Origin of the sequence: Pseudoduganella sp. OTU4001 (assembly GCF_038440195.1) — a bacterium.
Lineage (GTDB): Bacteria > Pseudomonadota > Gammaproteobacteria > Burkholderiales > Burkholderiaceae_D > Rugamonas.
On sequence record NZ_JASATG010000056.1, the window covers coordinates 1 to 14,196 of the forward strand.

Here is a 14,196-nt window from a genome sequence, read left to right on the forward strand (position 1 = left end):
CCCGCGCCCCCCCCCGCGGCCGCCGCGCGCGGGGGGGGGCCCCCCCCCCCCGGCCCCCCCCTCAGCAGCGCTGAAGCGTTCCAGGTTGATGATGTTCGGCACCACGACCGAATCGATGCCGTGCTGGCCGAAGACGTGGGCCAGGAAACCCGACGGCACCGCCAGCGCGGCGCAGCGCCGCAGGCTGGGACGCATCCAGGCAGCGGCCTGGCGCAGGAAGTTGGCGGCCTCGCCGCCCCGGTAGTTGACCACCACGGGCGTGCCGCGCAGGTGGGCGATCCAGATCGCCGGCGCGGCGAACAGGTGCCAGGACCAGCCGGAATTGGCCATCACATGGAATACCTGCACGCGGCCCGCAGCGCGCCACAGCGCGGCCAGGTAGGGCAGCAAGCGGAACAGGGCGCGCACGCCGCGCAGCTTGCCGGCCCAGGCCGGCCGGTACGGCGCGTTGGTCTGCACGAAATCGACTGCGACGCCGGCTTCGCGCAGCAGGCCCGCCAGCTGCAAGGCCTGGTTGGCCATGCCGCCCGATGGCGGCGGCAGCGGGCCGACCAGGGCGATGTGGTTCACTTCCAGCGCGGCGGCGACCGGTGCCGGTGCGGTGGCATACAGCGGCGCGTTCATGCCAGCGCCTTCTCCGTGATGCTGCCGTAGACGTTGCGGTAGCGCGCCACGCTGGCAGTCCAGTTGCGTTCCTGTTCGACGAAGCGGCGCCCCAGCTGGCGGAATTCCTGCCACTTGTGCGGCGCTTCCAGCAACGCCAGCACCTGCTTCGACAGCGCGTCGGCATCGCCGGCGGCAAACAGCACGCCGGTGCGGCCGTCTTCGATCAGTTCCTTGTGGCCGCCGACGTCGGACGCCACCATCAGGCGGCCCTGCGCCATGGCTTCCAGCGGCTTCAAAGGCGTGACCAGGTCGGTCAGGCGCATCTTGTGGCGCGGGTAGCACAGCACGTCGACCAGGTTGTAGTAGCGCTGCACTTCGCTGTGCGGCACGCGGCCGGTGAACAGCACCTTGTCCTCGATGCCGAGCGCCCTGGCCTGCTCCCGCAGCGCCGCGTCCTGCGGCCCGCCGCCGACCAGCAGCACGCGGATCTCGGGACGCTTGGCCAGCATGGCCGGCAGCGCGTTGAGCAGGATATCCAGCCCTTCGTAGGCATAGAACGAGCCGATAAAGCCCAGCACCGTCTTGCCTTCCAGTCCCAGCGAGGCGGCCAGCTGCTCGTCGCGCGCGCCGCCTACGGCGAAGTCGCCGATATCGACCGCGTTCGGGATCACCTCGATCTTGCGCGCCGGGATGCCGCGCCCGATGATCTCGCTGCGCAAACCTTCGCAAATGGTGGTGGCGGCGTCGACCCGCTGCAGCGCCCAGGTTTCCATGGCGCGCGTCAGGCGGTAGCGCAGGCCCCATTCCTTGCTGGTGCCGTGGTCGACCGCCGCGTCCTCCCAGAAGGCGCGGATTTCATACACCACCGGGATACCCAGCTTCTTGCCCACACGCAGGGCAGCCACCGCATTCAGCGCCGGCGAATGGGCGTGCAGCACGTCCGGCTTCACTTCCTTCGCCACGTCCAGCAGGCGCGCGGCCAGGGCGTCGATCACGGCCACCTGGTTCAGCACCGGCAGCCTGGCCAGGGCGCCGCGCGAGGCGGGCGTGCGGTAGAACTCCAGGCCATCCACGGTTTCGCGGGCGGCGGCGCTGGCGCCTTGCTTGGGGCCGGTAATATGGAAGGTCTGCCAGCCCAGCGCACGCTGGGCCTGCAGGATGGAGCGCGTGCGGAAGGTATAGCCGCTGTGCAGCGGGATCGAATGGTCCAGCACGTGCAGGATACGGATACTCATGCCTGCATCTCTTTTTTCAGGAAGGCTTCAAACATCAGCAGGGTCCAGATCGGGGCGCTGTAGTCGCGCCGGCCGGACAGGTGCTGTTCCACGATTTCGCGCAGGAAGGCCTGGTTGAACATGCCGGTATCGGCCAGGGTCGGCCCCAGCAAGGCTTGCTGCACGCGCTCGCGCAGCGGGCCGCGGAACCAGGACGCCAGCGGCACGGCGAAGCCCTGCTTTTTGCGGTACAGGATGTCGTGCGGCAGGTACTTCTCCAGCGACTTCTTGAAGATGTACTTGCCCTCGCTGCCTTTCAGCTTCATTTCCGGCGGCAGGCCGGAAATCCACTCCACCAGCTTGTGGTCCAGCAGCGGCACCCGCACTTCCAGCGCGTGCGCCATCGAGGCCCGGTCGACCTTGGTCAGGATGTCGCCCGGCAGGTAGGTCTTCATGTCCAGGTACTGGATCATCGACAGCGGGTCGTCGGTCGGCGACTTGGCCGCGTGGCCGCGCATCACGTCGATCGCGCTGTAGCCTTGCAGGCCGGCGCGGAATTTGTCCGAGAACAGGCGCGCGCGCATGGCGTCCGACATGATCGAGACGCCGTGGAAGTAACCCTCCACCAGGTCGCGCGACAGCGCTTCGAAGGTGGTCTTGGCGCGGAACACGCGCGGCGCCCAGTCGGCTTTCGGATACACGCGGCCCAGGGTGCCGAACACCGGCTTGCGCAGCATTTCCGGAATGCGTCCGCGCACGCTCTGCTCCGCCATCGCATAGCGGTAGCGGCGATAACCGGCCAGGTTCTCGTCGCCGCCGTCGCCCGACAAGGCCACGGTGACGCGCTTGCGCGCCAGCTCGCACACGCGGTAGGTCGGGATCGCCGAACTGTCGGCGAATGGTTCGTCGTACAGGTGGGCCAGGGTGTCGAGCAGGCCGTAGTCGTCGGTATCGACGGTTTCCACGAAGTGGTCGGTCTGGTACAGCTGCGCCACCTGCTGCGCATATTCCGATTCGTCGAACGCCTTGTCCTTGAACGCGATCGAGCAGGTATGCACGGCCCCCTCATCGAGGCCGGCCATCATCGCCACCACGGCGGAAGAATCGACGCCGCCCGACAGGAAGGCGCCCAGCGGCACTTCCGCCACCAGGCGGATCTTCACCGCTTCGCGCAGGCGCTCCACCAGCTCGCCTTGCGCATCGCTTTCGGTCATCTTCTCGTGCCGCTTGAACGGCACGTCCCAGAACTGTTGCGGCTGCGCCAGCGGCGCGCCGACTTTCTGCGTCAGGCGGAAGCCGGGCGACAGTTTGAGCGCGCCCTGGTAGATGGTCTTCGGCTCCGGCACGTAGCCGTAGGCGAAATAATCCTCCACCGCCTGCGGGTCGATCTCGCGCGGCAACGAAGGATGCATGCGCAGCGCCTTGAGTTCCGAGCTGAAGGCGAACCAGCCGTCCGGCGTCATGGCGTAGTACAGCGGCTTCACACCCAGGCGGTCGCGCGCCAGGAACATCACCTGCTTGTTGCGGTCCCACAGGCCGATGGCGAACATGCCGCGGAAGTGGTGTACGCAATCCTCGCCCCACTGCTCCCAGGCGTGCACGATGACTTCCGTGTCGCTCTTGGTCTTGAAGGTGTGGCCCAGCGCCTTCAGCTGCGCGGTCAGTTCGCGGTAGTTGTAGATTTCGCCGTTGTAGCAGACCATCACGCTGCCGTCCTCGTTGCCGAGCGGCTGCTGGCCCATGGCGATGTCGATCACCGACAGGCGGCGATGGCCGAAGCCGATGCCGGGTTCGATATAGGTGTCGCCCTCGTCCGGGCCGCGATGGTGCTGGGTGTCGTTCATGCGGCGCAGCAGCGCCTCGTCCACCGCGCGCCCGCCGCGCGCATCCATGATCCCTGTTATTCCGCACATGATGGTACTGGCCTTCTGATTTTGAGCTTGCGTTCGCACAAGCTGTCGTACATGTCCTGGTAGGCGGCCACCATGGCCGGCATGCTGTACTTGCGCAGCACCCGGTCGCGGCCCGCCCGGCCGTGGCGGCGCGCCAGCTCAGGCGCCTCCACATAGTGTTTCAGTGCGGCGGCCATGGCGGCCGCGTTCGCGGGCGGCACCAGCTGGCCGGTGACGCCGTTGTCGATCACTTCCGGGATGCCGCCGACGCGCGTGCCCACCACCGGCAGGCCGCTGGCCATGGCTTCCAGCGCCGAGCCGGGCGTGCCTTCGGCGATCGAGGACATGGCAAACACGTCGAAGCTGCGCAGGATATCGGGCACGTCGTTGCGCGCGCCCGGCAGCCATACCGCGCCGGCGGCGCCGGCGGCGGCCACCTTGTCGCGCAGCGGCTGCAGCAGCGGCCCGTCGCCGACTATGGCCAGGCGCAGGCGCTGGCGCAGCTGCGGCAGCTGTTCGCGCAGCTGCAGGAAGGCGTCCACCAGGGTGGCGTGGTCTTTCACGTCCTGCACCCGTCCCACGGTGCCGATCACGATTTCGCCGTCGTTGAAATACGGCCGCGCTTCGCCTTCGCCGCGCACGCGGAAGCGCTCGGCGTCGATGCCGTTGGCCAGCATGCGGCTCTTGGCGGCCGGCACGCCGATCACTTCGCGGTTCCAGACCTCCATGGCGGCCGAATTGGCATAGCACACGTCGTAGAACGGCAGCATCAGGCGGCGCAGGAAATTGTGCTTGCGGTTGGTGCCGTGCGGGTCGGTATGGTCGCGGCCATGGGCGCCGTTGACGCGCACCGGCACCCCGGCCAGCAGCGCGCTCGGCGCGTATTCGATGGCCGAAAAGTTATAGCTGTGCAACACGGCCGGCTGCAGCTCGCGCAGCAGGCGCCACAGCACGCCGTGGGTGGCCAGCGACAGGCCGGGCTGCTTGCCCAGGGTGTGCACCGCCACGCCCGGCTTGTTGATGCGCTTGACGAACTCCGGGTTGACCCGGGTCAGGCAGACAATGGCGTGGCGGTAGCGCTCAGCCGGCATGCGGTTGATACGCTCCACCATCAGGTTTTCCATGCCGCCAAAATCAAGCGCATACGTCAGGTGGACGATGAGTGGGATGTCGTTCATGGCAGAAAATCAGGGGCGCCGGTTGCTGGCCAAAGCCTGGTCCAGGGGCGCGAGGTTGCTATCCAGGAAGGTGCGCATGGCAGCGCGCGCCACGGCCGGATCTTCATCGTAAGGCGAGAATACCATCACGACAGCACCATCGCCGCTGCCCGTTATCAATTTTTCTTTCACTTGTAACAATTTGCCAACATAGTTGCTGCTGGTCATGTTTCCGTTGATCCAGTACCACTGCCACACCAGCAGGCGCCGCCCTTCGCGGCCCAGCATGGCTTCGCGCACGGCCATGGTGCGGCTGCCGACACGCTCGTCGCGCAGCGCCACGCTGTTCTCGCGGAATTCGCCCTTGTCGACGCCGAGACGGTTGGTCGAACTGATCATTTTCTCGCCGCCCGGCAGGTCGCGGTAGTACAACACGTTCAAGCCCACCGGCGGCTGGCCGGCAAAGGCTTGCCGCAGCGTGCCGCTGGCCGGGGCGTATTCCGCTTGCCAGCTGGTGAATTCGGCGGCGGCCGGCGCCGCGCCGGCCAGCGCCAGCGTTACCGGCGGGGCCACTGGCGCAGCCTGGCTGGCGCGCACCGCCATCAGCGGCCACAGCGCCAGCACCGCCAGCACCGCCGCCAGCGGCGCCAGCAGGCGGCGCCAGTCCAGCGGCGCGGCGCCGCCCGGCGCCTGCGGCGCGGCCGGCGCGTCAGGGGCCTGATGGTCTTCGCGCCAGAAACTGCCGATCCAGAACAGCAGCAGCATCACCAGGCCGAAGAACACCCAGCCATAAATCAAATGGTCGGCGCCCACCGCCAGTTTCATACCGCTCAGGTGGCCCATCATCACGATCATGTAGGCGCGCGCGCCATTGGCGGCGATCGGCACCACGATCGAGGCCAGCGCGAAGGCGGCGCGGCGCCATGGGCTGCGATAGCTCAGGTAGGCGAACAGGCAACCCAGGGTCACCGAGGAAATCAGGTAGCGCAGGCCGCTGCAGGCTTCCACCACCGACCAATTGCCGCTCGGAATCGCGAAATTATTACCGTCGCGCAGCACCGGAATGCCGGTCAGGCGCAGCGCGTCGACCGTGACATTGGCGGTCAGGTTGATCAGCGGCGGCACCAGGCTCTCGCCGACCGGTACCGCGAACAGCAGGAAGGCCAGCGGGAACAGCAGGGCCAGTGCGATGCGCTTGCCCAGCACCGCCAGCACCGTCAGCGGCAGCATGGCCGCCAGCGCGTACTGGCGCACGATGCCGGCGTCGACCAGCGCGCCCAGCAGCCAGACGCCGCCGCAGGCGGCCAGTCCCAGCAGCGCCGGCCACCAGGGCTGCAGCGGCAGTTCCTGCAGCGCCGCCCGCTGGCGCCACACCAGCCACAGCGTGATCGGCAGGATCAGGAAGCCGTGCGCAAAGGTTTCCGAACGTTGCCAGATTTCGGCCAGCGACAGCGCCGTCTGGTAGAACACCAGCAGCGGCAGCAGCATCACGAGCGCCACCAGCAGCGCATTGCGGGCGCCGGCCGGCTGCGGCGCCGGCGGGGTCAGCGTGCTCGATCCATGGGAAGGTACGGTATTCATGCCGGCGTCCAAAGGGCGGAGGCTGCGGCACCGCCGTGCGCAGCCGGGGTTTCAATCATGCGGTCCAGCGGCGCCAGGCGGGCGTCCCAGCTGTATGCCGCTTCCACGCGGGCGCGGGCAGCCTGGCCCAGCGCATCCAGCACGGCCGGCGGGCCGGCCAGCGCCGCCAGCGCGGCCGCGATCCACTGCTGCGCATCCTCAGCCAGCAGCAGCTCGCGCCCGGCCTCGGCATCGATGCCTTCCAGCGCCTGCGGCGTCACCAGCACCGCCTTGGCCATCGCCATCGCTTCCAGCACCTTGTTCTGGATGCCGCGCGCCACCCGCAGCGGCGCCACCGACAGCGCCGCATGCGCCACATAGGGCCGCACGTCCGGCACCGTGCCGGTGACGGTAATGCCCGGCTGCGCCGCCAGCGCCTGCACTTCCGGCGCCGGGCGCGCGCCCACGATCACAAAGCGCAACTGCGGATCGCGCGCGCGTAGCGCCGGCAGCACTTCGCTGGCGAACCATTGCACGGCGTCGACGTTGGGCCAGTAATCCATGGCGCCGCAGAACACCAGCGCCTTGTCGCCGGCGGCGTAGGGATTGTCGTAGCGGCCCGGCGCGAAGTAGGCGGTATCGACGCCGTTGCTGAACCAGCCGGTGCGCGCCGCGCTGTCCGGCGCCAGGCGGCAGAACAGCTCCGCTTCCGGCGCCGAGACGAACAGCGCCGCGTCGCAGGTGGCGGCGATATGGCGCTCGTAGCGCAGCAGGCGGCTCGCTTCATAGCCGAATACCGCGCTGGCCGGCCATGGCTTGCGCTCGGCGTACTGGCGCCATTTGTCGGAGTCGACGTCGCAAAAGTCGACGATGCGGCGCGCCTGCGGCCAGGCTTCGGCGTATTGCGCCATCGGCGAGGAAAACACCACGATGCGGCCGATGCCGTGCTGGCGCATGGTGCTGTCGACCCAGCGCCGCATGCCGGCATCGCGGTAATAGTCGAACGACAGCGAACGGTTGCGCAGCACCGCGCCCAGGCTGCGCAGGCGCGCGCCGCGCGGCGACAGGGCGGCAAAATGGCTGCTGGCGCATACCGCCTGCACCGCCGGCACGTGCTGCCAGTCGTCTTCGTCGTCGACGAAGGTGGCCAGGTGCACGCGGTAGCGCTGCGCCAGGTGCTTGAGCAGGTGCCAGGAGCGGATCTTGTCGCCCTTGTTCGGCGGATAGGGCATGCGATGCACCAGCAGCAGCAGGTCGTCCACGGTTTACCCCAGGTGCTTGACGATGTGTGGGCCGAGCGCATTGGCCAGCGGCAGCGGCAGCATTTTCCACACTTTGATGAACAGCTGGAATTTCGGGTTCAGCGGGTTCACGTCCGGCATCTCGGCGGCGGCGAACAGCTGGTACTCGTAGGGCAGGGGCTGGGCGGTGAAGCCCCAGTTCTTCTTGAAGTCGAAGGCGCCGGTGCCCTTCTTGCTGCGGCCGAAATCGAATACGCGGCAGCCCTTGGCGGCCGCGGCCTGCATCAGGTTCCAGTACATGAAGTCATTGCCGGCCACCTCGCGCGCGATGTCCATGCCGCCGCCGTAGTACGGCAGCACCTCGTCGCGGAAGAAGAAGCTCAGCACACCCGCCACCAGCCGGCCGTCCTGGGTGATGACGCGCACTTCGCAGTCGTCCTGGAACACTTGCTTCAGCATGGCGAAATACTTCTTCGCGAAGACCGGCGTGCCGAGACGATGCACGCTGGTGGCGTAGCAGGTGAAGAAGCGGTCGACGTTGTCGTCCACTTCGCCTTCCAGATTCAGCTTGATGCCCTTGCGCACCATCGCGCGCTGCTTGCGCGGGATGGCGTTCATATTCTCTTCGTCGTCGCCGCTGATGGCCTTGCGGAAGGTGTAGTACAGGTCCTTGCCTTGCCACTTCGGATGGTCCGGGTGGGCCGGCGCGTAGTTGCGGTATTCCAGGTGGCCGACGCCGAGCGCGGCGGCCAGTTCTTCGGCCGCCTGGTCCAGCAGCCTGCGCGCGGCCTCGGTGCTGGCGGCTACGCCGCCGTACACGCAGAACGGGGTCGAAGCCAGGTAGTGGCCGAACATGCGGCTCTGCATCATGGCCAGCGGCAGCACGCCGGTGATGGCGCCGCCCTCTTCCACGTAGAAGAACCAGGTCTGCTTGCCGTAGCACTGCTCCAATACGGTCTGCCAGCCGGCGCGGTGGAAGAAGGTCGCTTGCGGGCATGCCTGCACGAAGGCGTCCCAGCGCGCGCGTTCTTCGGCGCCGCTGCCGAGCAGTTGCACCAGCGGCTGCGGCGCAGCCGCAGGCGCCGGGTCGGGCGCGGCAGCGACAGCCAGCGCCGTCGCCGTTTCCGCCTCGGCCCGCGCGCGCGCGGCGCGCCGTTCGGCTGCGGCTTCGATAATCGAGGTCATTGCTGTCCCAGGAAAATACGGTCCATGCGGTCCCACGCAAAATCGCGCGTCAGCGCGCGCACGCGCGCTTCCATGCGGCCCAGGTTGACGTAATGGCGGAAACGCGTCTTCAGCCCCACGCCCTGCATGCGCGGCTGGCCCGGGTCCAGCTCCCATGGATGGCAGTAGAAGATCGCCGGCTGGCGATCTTCCTGGTTCACGCGCCGCATCAGGCCGCGCGACACGGCGTACGGCAGCAGGCGGAAGTAGCCGCCGCCGCCGGCCGGCAGGTTGCGCTGGCCGATGCGCACCGTGGTGATCGGCACCTCCAGCAAGCCATTGGCGCCATTCGGGTGGAAGGCAAAGCGCGGGGCATCGGGCATGCCGTAATGGTCATGCGCGATCGGGTAGATCGAGGACGAATAGCGGTAGCCGGCTTCCTGCAGCACATCCAGCGCCCACAGGTTGCCGGGGCCGATCGAGAAGCTGGGCGCGCGGTAGCCCAGCACCGCCTGGCCGCCGATGTCTTCCAGGATTTTCTTGCTGCTGGAGATATCGTCCATGAACTGTTCGCGCGTCTGGTCCGAGGCGCGCAGGTGGCCGTAGCCGTGGCTGGCCAGTTCGTGGCCGGCGTCGACGATGCGGCGCACCATGGCCGGATAGCGCTCGGCGATCCAGCCCAGCGTGAAGAAGGTGCCCTGCGCCTGGCCGGCCGCCAGGATGCCCAGGATGCGGTCGATATTGGCTTCCACCCGGCACTCGCGCTGCGGCCAGCTGTCGCGGCTGATGTGCGGGGCGAAGGCCGATACCTGGAAGTAGTCTTCCACGTCGATGGTCATCGCATTGCGCACCGGCTGCTCCATGCTCAGCCCCGCGCTTTCAGCCAGTCCAGCACGATGGCGGCGATGCGCTCGGCGGCGCGGCCATCCCAGTAGTGCGGGATGCGGCCCGACTTGCCGGCGCCGCCCAGCAGCGCCTGGTACGCCGCCAGGATGTGCGCCGGGTCGTTGCCGGCGATGGTGTTGGTGCCTTCCTCGACCGTGATCGGGCGCTCGGTGTTGTTGCGCAGGGTGATGCACGGCGTGCCGAGGGCCGTGGTCTCTTCCTGGATGCCGCCGGAGTCGGTCAGCACCACGCGCGCATCCTGCATCAGGCCCAGCATCTCGTGGTAGCCCATCGGCGGCAGCAGCAGCACTTCCGGGCGGTCCAGCAGGTGGCTCAGGCCGAACTTCTCGATGGTGGCGCGGGTGCGCGGGTGGACCGGGAAGATCACCGGGGTCTGCGCGCTGATCTTCGCTGCGGTTTCCAGCAGGCCCTGCAGCACGGCCTGGTCGTCCACATTGGACGGGCGGTGCAGGGTCAGCACCGCGTATTCGCCCTTGCCGGCCTTGAAGTCGGGACGGCCATGGCCGGCCGCGATCTGCGCCGCCGGGATGGCGCGCGCCAGGTTGGCGCGCAGGGTGTCGATCATGACGTTGCCGACGAAGTGCACGCGTTCGGCGCCGATACCCTCTTTCGCCAGGTTGGCGGCGCCGCTTTCCTCGGTGGTGAACAACAGGTCCGACAGCTGGTCGGTCAGCACGCGGTTGATTTCCTCCGGCATGGCGCGGTCGAAACTGCGCAGGCCCGCTTCCACGTGGATCACCGGCACGCCCTTCTTGGCCGCCACCAGGGCGCAGGCGATGGTGGAGTTGACGTCGCCCACCACCAGCACGGCGGCCGGTTGCACTTCATCCATGGCCGGTTCGAAACGCTTCATCACTTCGGCGGTCTGCTGGGCGTGGCTGCCGGAACCGACCTCCAGGTTGATGTCCGGGCTGGGGATGCCGAGCGCCTCGAAATACTGGTGGTTCATGGCCACGTCGTAGTGCTGGCCGGTGTGCACCAGCAGCGCTTCCACCTGCGGCTTGAGCTGGGCGAAGGCGGCCATGATGGGCGCCATCTTCATGAAATTCGGGCGCGCACCCACGACGCACAGGATACGGTAAGGGCTCATTCGTTGCTGTCCTGATGGATGTTGTAGGACGACGGCGAACGTACGATCTTCTTCAGGATCGACAGCACCGAGGTCAGGGATTTTTCGACGCGCATCATGCGCTCGTCCAGCACGGCCGGATACTGGCCGCCGAACATCATGTCCGGCTCAAAGCCCGGCTGCGCCGCACCGTTGGATGGCGCAGCGGAGGGATGGGCCGGCGACGGTTCGGCCGGCGGCGCCTGGAATTCCTGCTGGATGTCGCGGATCACCGTATCCACATCGGTATCGGTGAATTCATGCATCTCTTCCAGGAAGCCCATCAGCAGCAGGCGGTCCATCAAATGGTTGGTCTTGCGCGGGATGCCGCCGGTATATTCGAACACGGCGGCATAGGCGGCCGGCGTCAGGTGCGGGTCGCCGCTCCAGCCCACGGTGCGCATGCGGTGCTCGATATAGGCCTGGCTCTCGGCGCTGTCCATCGGGCCCAGGTGGTAGGTGGCGATCACGCGCTGGCGCAGCTGCGACATGCCGGGGCTGTGCATGGTGGCGCGGAATTCCGGCTGGCCCAGCAGGAAGGTCTGCAGCAGCGATTTGTCGTCGGTCTGGAAATTGGACAGCATCCGCAATTCTTCCACCACTTTCGGCGTCAGGTTCTGCGCTTCGTCAACCACCAGCAGGGCCCGCTTGTTGTCCTGCTCGCACTGGCGCAGGAAGGTTTCCAGGCGCCCCAGCAGGGTAGTCTTGCTGGCGCTGTCCTCGCAGGCCAGGCCGAAGCCGCCCACCACGCCGCGCAGCACATCGTCCGAATCGAGGTGGGTATTCACCAGGTGGCAGGTGACGATGCGGTCCGATTCGATATGGTTGAACAGGTTGCGCACCAGGGTGGTCTTGCCGGCCCCCACCTCGCCGGTGATGACGATGAAGCCTTCGCCCTGCGACAGGCCGTACTCCAGGTAGGCCATGGCGCGCTTGTGGCCCTTGCTGCCGAAGAAGAAATGCGGGTCGGGCCGCAGGCGGAAGGGCTTGTCGCTCAGCCCATAATAGCTCTCATACATGGTTTACCTTACGGCTCAGAATTTCGACGTCAGCCCAACGGTGACGGCATTTTCCGCGAATTGCGGGCCGCCCGCGCCGCTGGCTCCCTTCACGTGGCGCAACTCCAGCGTGCCGCTGAGGCGGCCGCCGAAGCTGCGCGACAGGTTAAAGCGCAGGTCGCGGCGCTGGTTGCGCTGCCCGGTACTCAACGATTCAATATTGAAGGCCGTGGCCATCAGGTTGGCCACGGTTTGCGGACCCAGCCGGTAGCTGACGTTGGCCATGGCGCTCACCTGGTCGGTGTTGTCGTTCAGCGCCAGCAAGCTGCTGCCCAGCAGCACGCTGTCCGACTGCTGCTTGGACAGCATCTCGCGCCGCATGCGCATCAGGCTGAAGGTCGTGGTGGTGCGCGCCAGCTGCCAGATGACAGTCGCGTTGAGCTGCTTCTGCAGCGAATAGCGGTTGCTGAGGAAGTTGACCGGCACCGCCAGCGACGACGGCAGGCCGGTCGACTGCATATAGGCTTGCACCGCGGCCGCGCGCAGCAGCGGGTCGCTGATCTGGGCCCGGAACAGGTTGTCCAGCATGGCCGCGGTATCGATCGCCTGCGGCAGGCTGAACTGGCTGCGCGAGCTGCTGACGGCATCGCTGTACAGCAGCTTCCACACCGTGCCGCGGCTGCGGTGCGTCAGGTCCATGCTATAGCTGGGGCCATAGAAACGGTGTCCCGCCGAGGCCCTGAGCGCGGTGCGCGCCGACGGCACCCACTCCAGGCTGGCGCCGTAGGCGGCGCCGGACTGGCTGCCGCCCAAGCCGCTGAAATCGTAATCGTCGTAGCCGCCATACACGCCCAGGTTCAGCTGTGGCGAGGCGACGTAGCGCAGGCCCAGGTTGGCGCCTTTGGAACTGGTGGTCTGCCGTTCGTTGCGGCCGCCGGCCACCGGCACCTCCTCGTCGCTGACCATGCGCGACAGGCTGGCATCCCAGCCGAAGCGGCGGAACGTCGGGCCGCTCCGCAGTTGCGCGCTGAGGATGTTGCCATCGCTGCCGCGAAAGCCGGGGTTGTCGCTGCTGACCGAATCGCGCACATAGCGCAGTTCGCCATTGGCAAAGGCGCCGAAGCGGTGCACCAGGTAGGGGCTCAGGTGGTAGCTGCGCACTTCGCTGCGGTTGTTGTTCAGGTAATCGGTGCCGCTGGCCAGCGGGCCGAAGGCCGATACCGCCTGCTGGTGGATATCGGCGCGGGCATCGAAATACAGCAACTCATCGACCAGGCGCGACTTCAGTGCGCCGCCCAGGTCCTGGCTGCGATTCTGGGCGCCGTTGCTGCGCGCGGCGGAAGTCTTGTACAGCCGCAGGGCGTAATCGAGCCTGAGATCGAAACGCTGCGAATGGTTGGCCAGCGAAAAGCCGGGCGTCACCTCCATCACATAGCCGCTCTCGGCCAGGGCATCGGACTGCAGCGTGAGGTTGTCCGACCAGGTGGCGCGGGCGCCGGCCACCGGCGTGAAGTCCCACGCGGCCTGGGCCGGGAACGCTGCGCACAGGCCCGCTGCCAGCGGCAGCAGGGCGAGGCCGCCGCGTTTAACCATAGTGGTAATCATAGGTTTCGGTGCCTGGGAACTCGCGCGACTTGTTGTAGATCAGGTTGACGTTGCTCAAGCCTTCCAACTGGCGCAGCGATTCCTTGACCGCGTGCTGGGTGGTGCGCTCGGACTCCACCACCAGCACGATCTGGCCCATATTCGTGGCCAGCACATGCGACTCGGAAGTCAGCAGCAGCGGCGGCGAATCGAAGATCACGATACGGTCCGGATAGCGGTTCGCGATCTCGTTGACCAGGTTCTTCATCATGTGCGACGCCAGCAGCTCGGTGGCGCGCGGCGAGCTGGTGCCGGCCGGCAGGATCGACAGGGTGTTGACGTTGGTGCGCAGCATGACGTCGGCCATGTCGACATTCTCGTCCAGCAGGATGTCCATCAGGCCGCGCTGGGCCGGCACGCCCAGGGTGCGCAGCACCGACGGGCGCGCCACGTCGGCATCGACCAGCAGCACAGTATGGTCCAGTTCCATGGCAATGCTCATCGCCAGGTTGATCGAGCAGAAGGTCTTGCCTTCGCCCGGCAGCGAACTGGTGATCATGATCAGGTTGCCGGGGTTGTCGCCCGGCTTGCGGGCGCCGAAGGCGCGCTTGATCAGCGGGCGCTTGATGATACGGAAGTCTTCCACCAGCGCGGTGCGGCCGCCGGCGGCCGTCACCAGGCCGACTTCATGCATGCGGGCCAGGTCCAGCTCGACCGTGTGGGTGGTGCGGTTGCGGCTGTCGCCCGGCGCAACCGGGGTCAGGGT

At 67.4% G+C, this 14,196-nt stretch carries 12 protein-coding genes; all 12 read right to left on the bottom strand.

Annotation, left to right across the window (positions count from 1 at the left end; translation table 11 throughout):
- A partial coding sequence (locus AAHE99_RS25910) for a glycosyltransferase (RefSeq protein ID WP_342120804.1) occupies window positions 1–624 on the bottom strand: 624 nt, incomplete at its 3' end.
- Window positions 621–1,835, bottom strand: coding sequence for a TIGR04063 family PEP-CTERM/XrtA system glycosyltransferase (locus tag AAHE99_RS25915; RefSeq protein ID WP_342120820.1), 1,215 nt, complete (start codon window positions 1,833–1,835; stop codon window positions 621–623). The genes AAHE99_RS25910 and AAHE99_RS25915, both read right to left, overlap by 4 nt.
- Window positions 1,836–1,837: 2 nt before the next feature.
- Window positions 1,838–3,733: an XrtA/PEP-CTERM system amidotransferase gene (locus AAHE99_RS25920; RefSeq protein ID WP_342120805.1), complete on the bottom strand. Its 1,896-nt coding sequence runs from the start codon at window positions 3,731–3,733 to the stop codon at window positions 1,838–1,840.
- Window positions 3,721–4,890, bottom strand: a complete 1,170-nt coding sequence (locus AAHE99_RS25925; RefSeq protein ID WP_342120807.1) for a TIGR03088 family PEP-CTERM/XrtA system glycosyltransferase — start codon at window positions 4,888–4,890, stop codon at window positions 3,721–3,723. Before AAHE99_RS25925 ends, AAHE99_RS25920 begins: the two co-directional genes overlap by 13 nt.
- A gap of 9 nt (window positions 4,891–4,899) precedes the next feature.
- The gene (gene xrtA / locus AAHE99_RS25930) at window positions 4,900–6,450 is read right to left on the bottom strand and encodes an exosortase A (RefSeq protein WP_342120809.1); all 1,551 of its coding nucleotides are present in this window, start codon (window positions 6,448–6,450) and stop codon (window positions 4,900–4,902) included.
- The gene (locus AAHE99_RS25935) at window positions 6,447–7,691 is read right to left on the bottom strand and encodes a TIGR03087 family PEP-CTERM/XrtA system glycosyltransferase (RefSeq protein WP_342120811.1); all 1,245 of its coding nucleotides are present in this window, start codon (window positions 7,689–7,691) and stop codon (window positions 6,447–6,449) included. Before AAHE99_RS25935 ends, xrtA begins: the two co-directional genes overlap by 4 nt.
- A 3-nt stretch (window positions 7,692–7,694) precedes the next feature.
- The gene (locus AAHE99_RS25940; RefSeq protein ID WP_342120813.1) at window positions 7,695–8,855 is read right to left on the bottom strand and encodes a FemAB family XrtA/PEP-CTERM system-associated protein; all 1,161 of its coding nucleotides are present in this window, start codon (window positions 8,853–8,855) and stop codon (window positions 7,695–7,697) included.
- Window positions 8,852–9,697, bottom strand: a complete 846-nt coding sequence (locus tag AAHE99_RS25945) for an XrtA system polysaccharide deacetylase (protein ID WP_342120814.1) — start codon at window positions 9,695–9,697, stop codon at window positions 8,852–8,854. Before AAHE99_RS25945 ends, AAHE99_RS25940 begins: the two co-directional genes overlap by 4 nt.
- Window positions 9,698–9,699: 2 nt before the next feature.
- Complete coding sequence (gene wecB, locus AAHE99_RS25950; protein ID WP_342120815.1) at window positions 9,700–10,830, bottom strand: non-hydrolyzing UDP-N-acetylglucosamine 2-epimerase; 1,131 nt, start codon at window positions 10,828–10,830, stop codon at window positions 9,700–9,702.
- Window positions 10,827–11,867 carry an XrtA/PEP-CTERM system-associated ATPase gene (locus AAHE99_RS25955; protein WP_342120816.1) on the bottom strand — a complete coding sequence of 347 codons (1,041 nt, stop codon included), beginning with the start codon at window positions 11,865–11,867 and terminating at the stop codon, window positions 10,827–10,829. Before AAHE99_RS25955 ends, wecB begins: the two co-directional genes overlap by 4 nt.
- A 15-nt stretch (window positions 11,868–11,882) precedes the next feature.
- Complete coding sequence (locus AAHE99_RS25960; RefSeq protein ID WP_342120818.1) at window positions 11,883–13,451, bottom strand: TIGR03016 family PEP-CTERM system-associated outer membrane protein; 1,569 nt, start codon at window positions 13,449–13,451, stop codon at window positions 11,883–11,885.
- Entirely contained in the window at window positions 13,432–14,193 is a 762-nt protein-coding gene (locus AAHE99_RS25965) for an XrtA-associated tyrosine autokinase (RefSeq protein ID WP_342120821.1), read from the bottom strand. Before AAHE99_RS25965 ends, AAHE99_RS25960 begins: the two co-directional genes overlap by 20 nt.
- Window positions 14,194–14,196: the final 3 nt, after the last annotated feature.

Coding starts and splice junctions, on each gene's coding strand:
- AAHE99_RS25945 (WP_342120814.1), bottom strand. CDS start 9,697: ATGGAGCAGCCGGTGCGCAATGCGATGACCATCGACGTGGAAGACTAC.
- wecB (WP_342120815.1), bottom strand. CDS start 10,830: ATGAGCCCTTACCGTATCCTGTGCGTCGTGGGTGCGCGCCCGAATTTC.
- AAHE99_RS25925 (WP_342120807.1), bottom strand. CDS start 4,890: ATGAACGACATCCCACTCATCGTCCACCTGACGTATGCGCTTGATTTT.
- AAHE99_RS25955 (WP_342120816.1), bottom strand. CDS start 11,867: ATGTATGAGAGCTATTATGGGCTGAGCGACAAGCCCTTCCGCCTGCGG.
- AAHE99_RS25920 (WP_342120805.1), bottom strand. CDS start 3,733: ATGTGCGGAATAACAGGGATCATGGATGCGCGCGGCGGGCGCGCGGTG.
- AAHE99_RS25960 (WP_342120818.1), bottom strand. CDS start 13,451: ATGATTACCACTATGGTTAAACGCGGCGGCCTCGCCCTGCTGCCGCTG.
- xrtA (WP_342120809.1), bottom strand. CDS start 6,450: ATGAATACCGTACCTTCCCATGGATCGAGCACGCTGACCCCGCCGGCG.
- AAHE99_RS25940 (WP_342120813.1), bottom strand. CDS start 8,855: ATGACCTCGATTATCGAAGCCGCAGCCGAACGGCGCGCCGCGCGCGCG.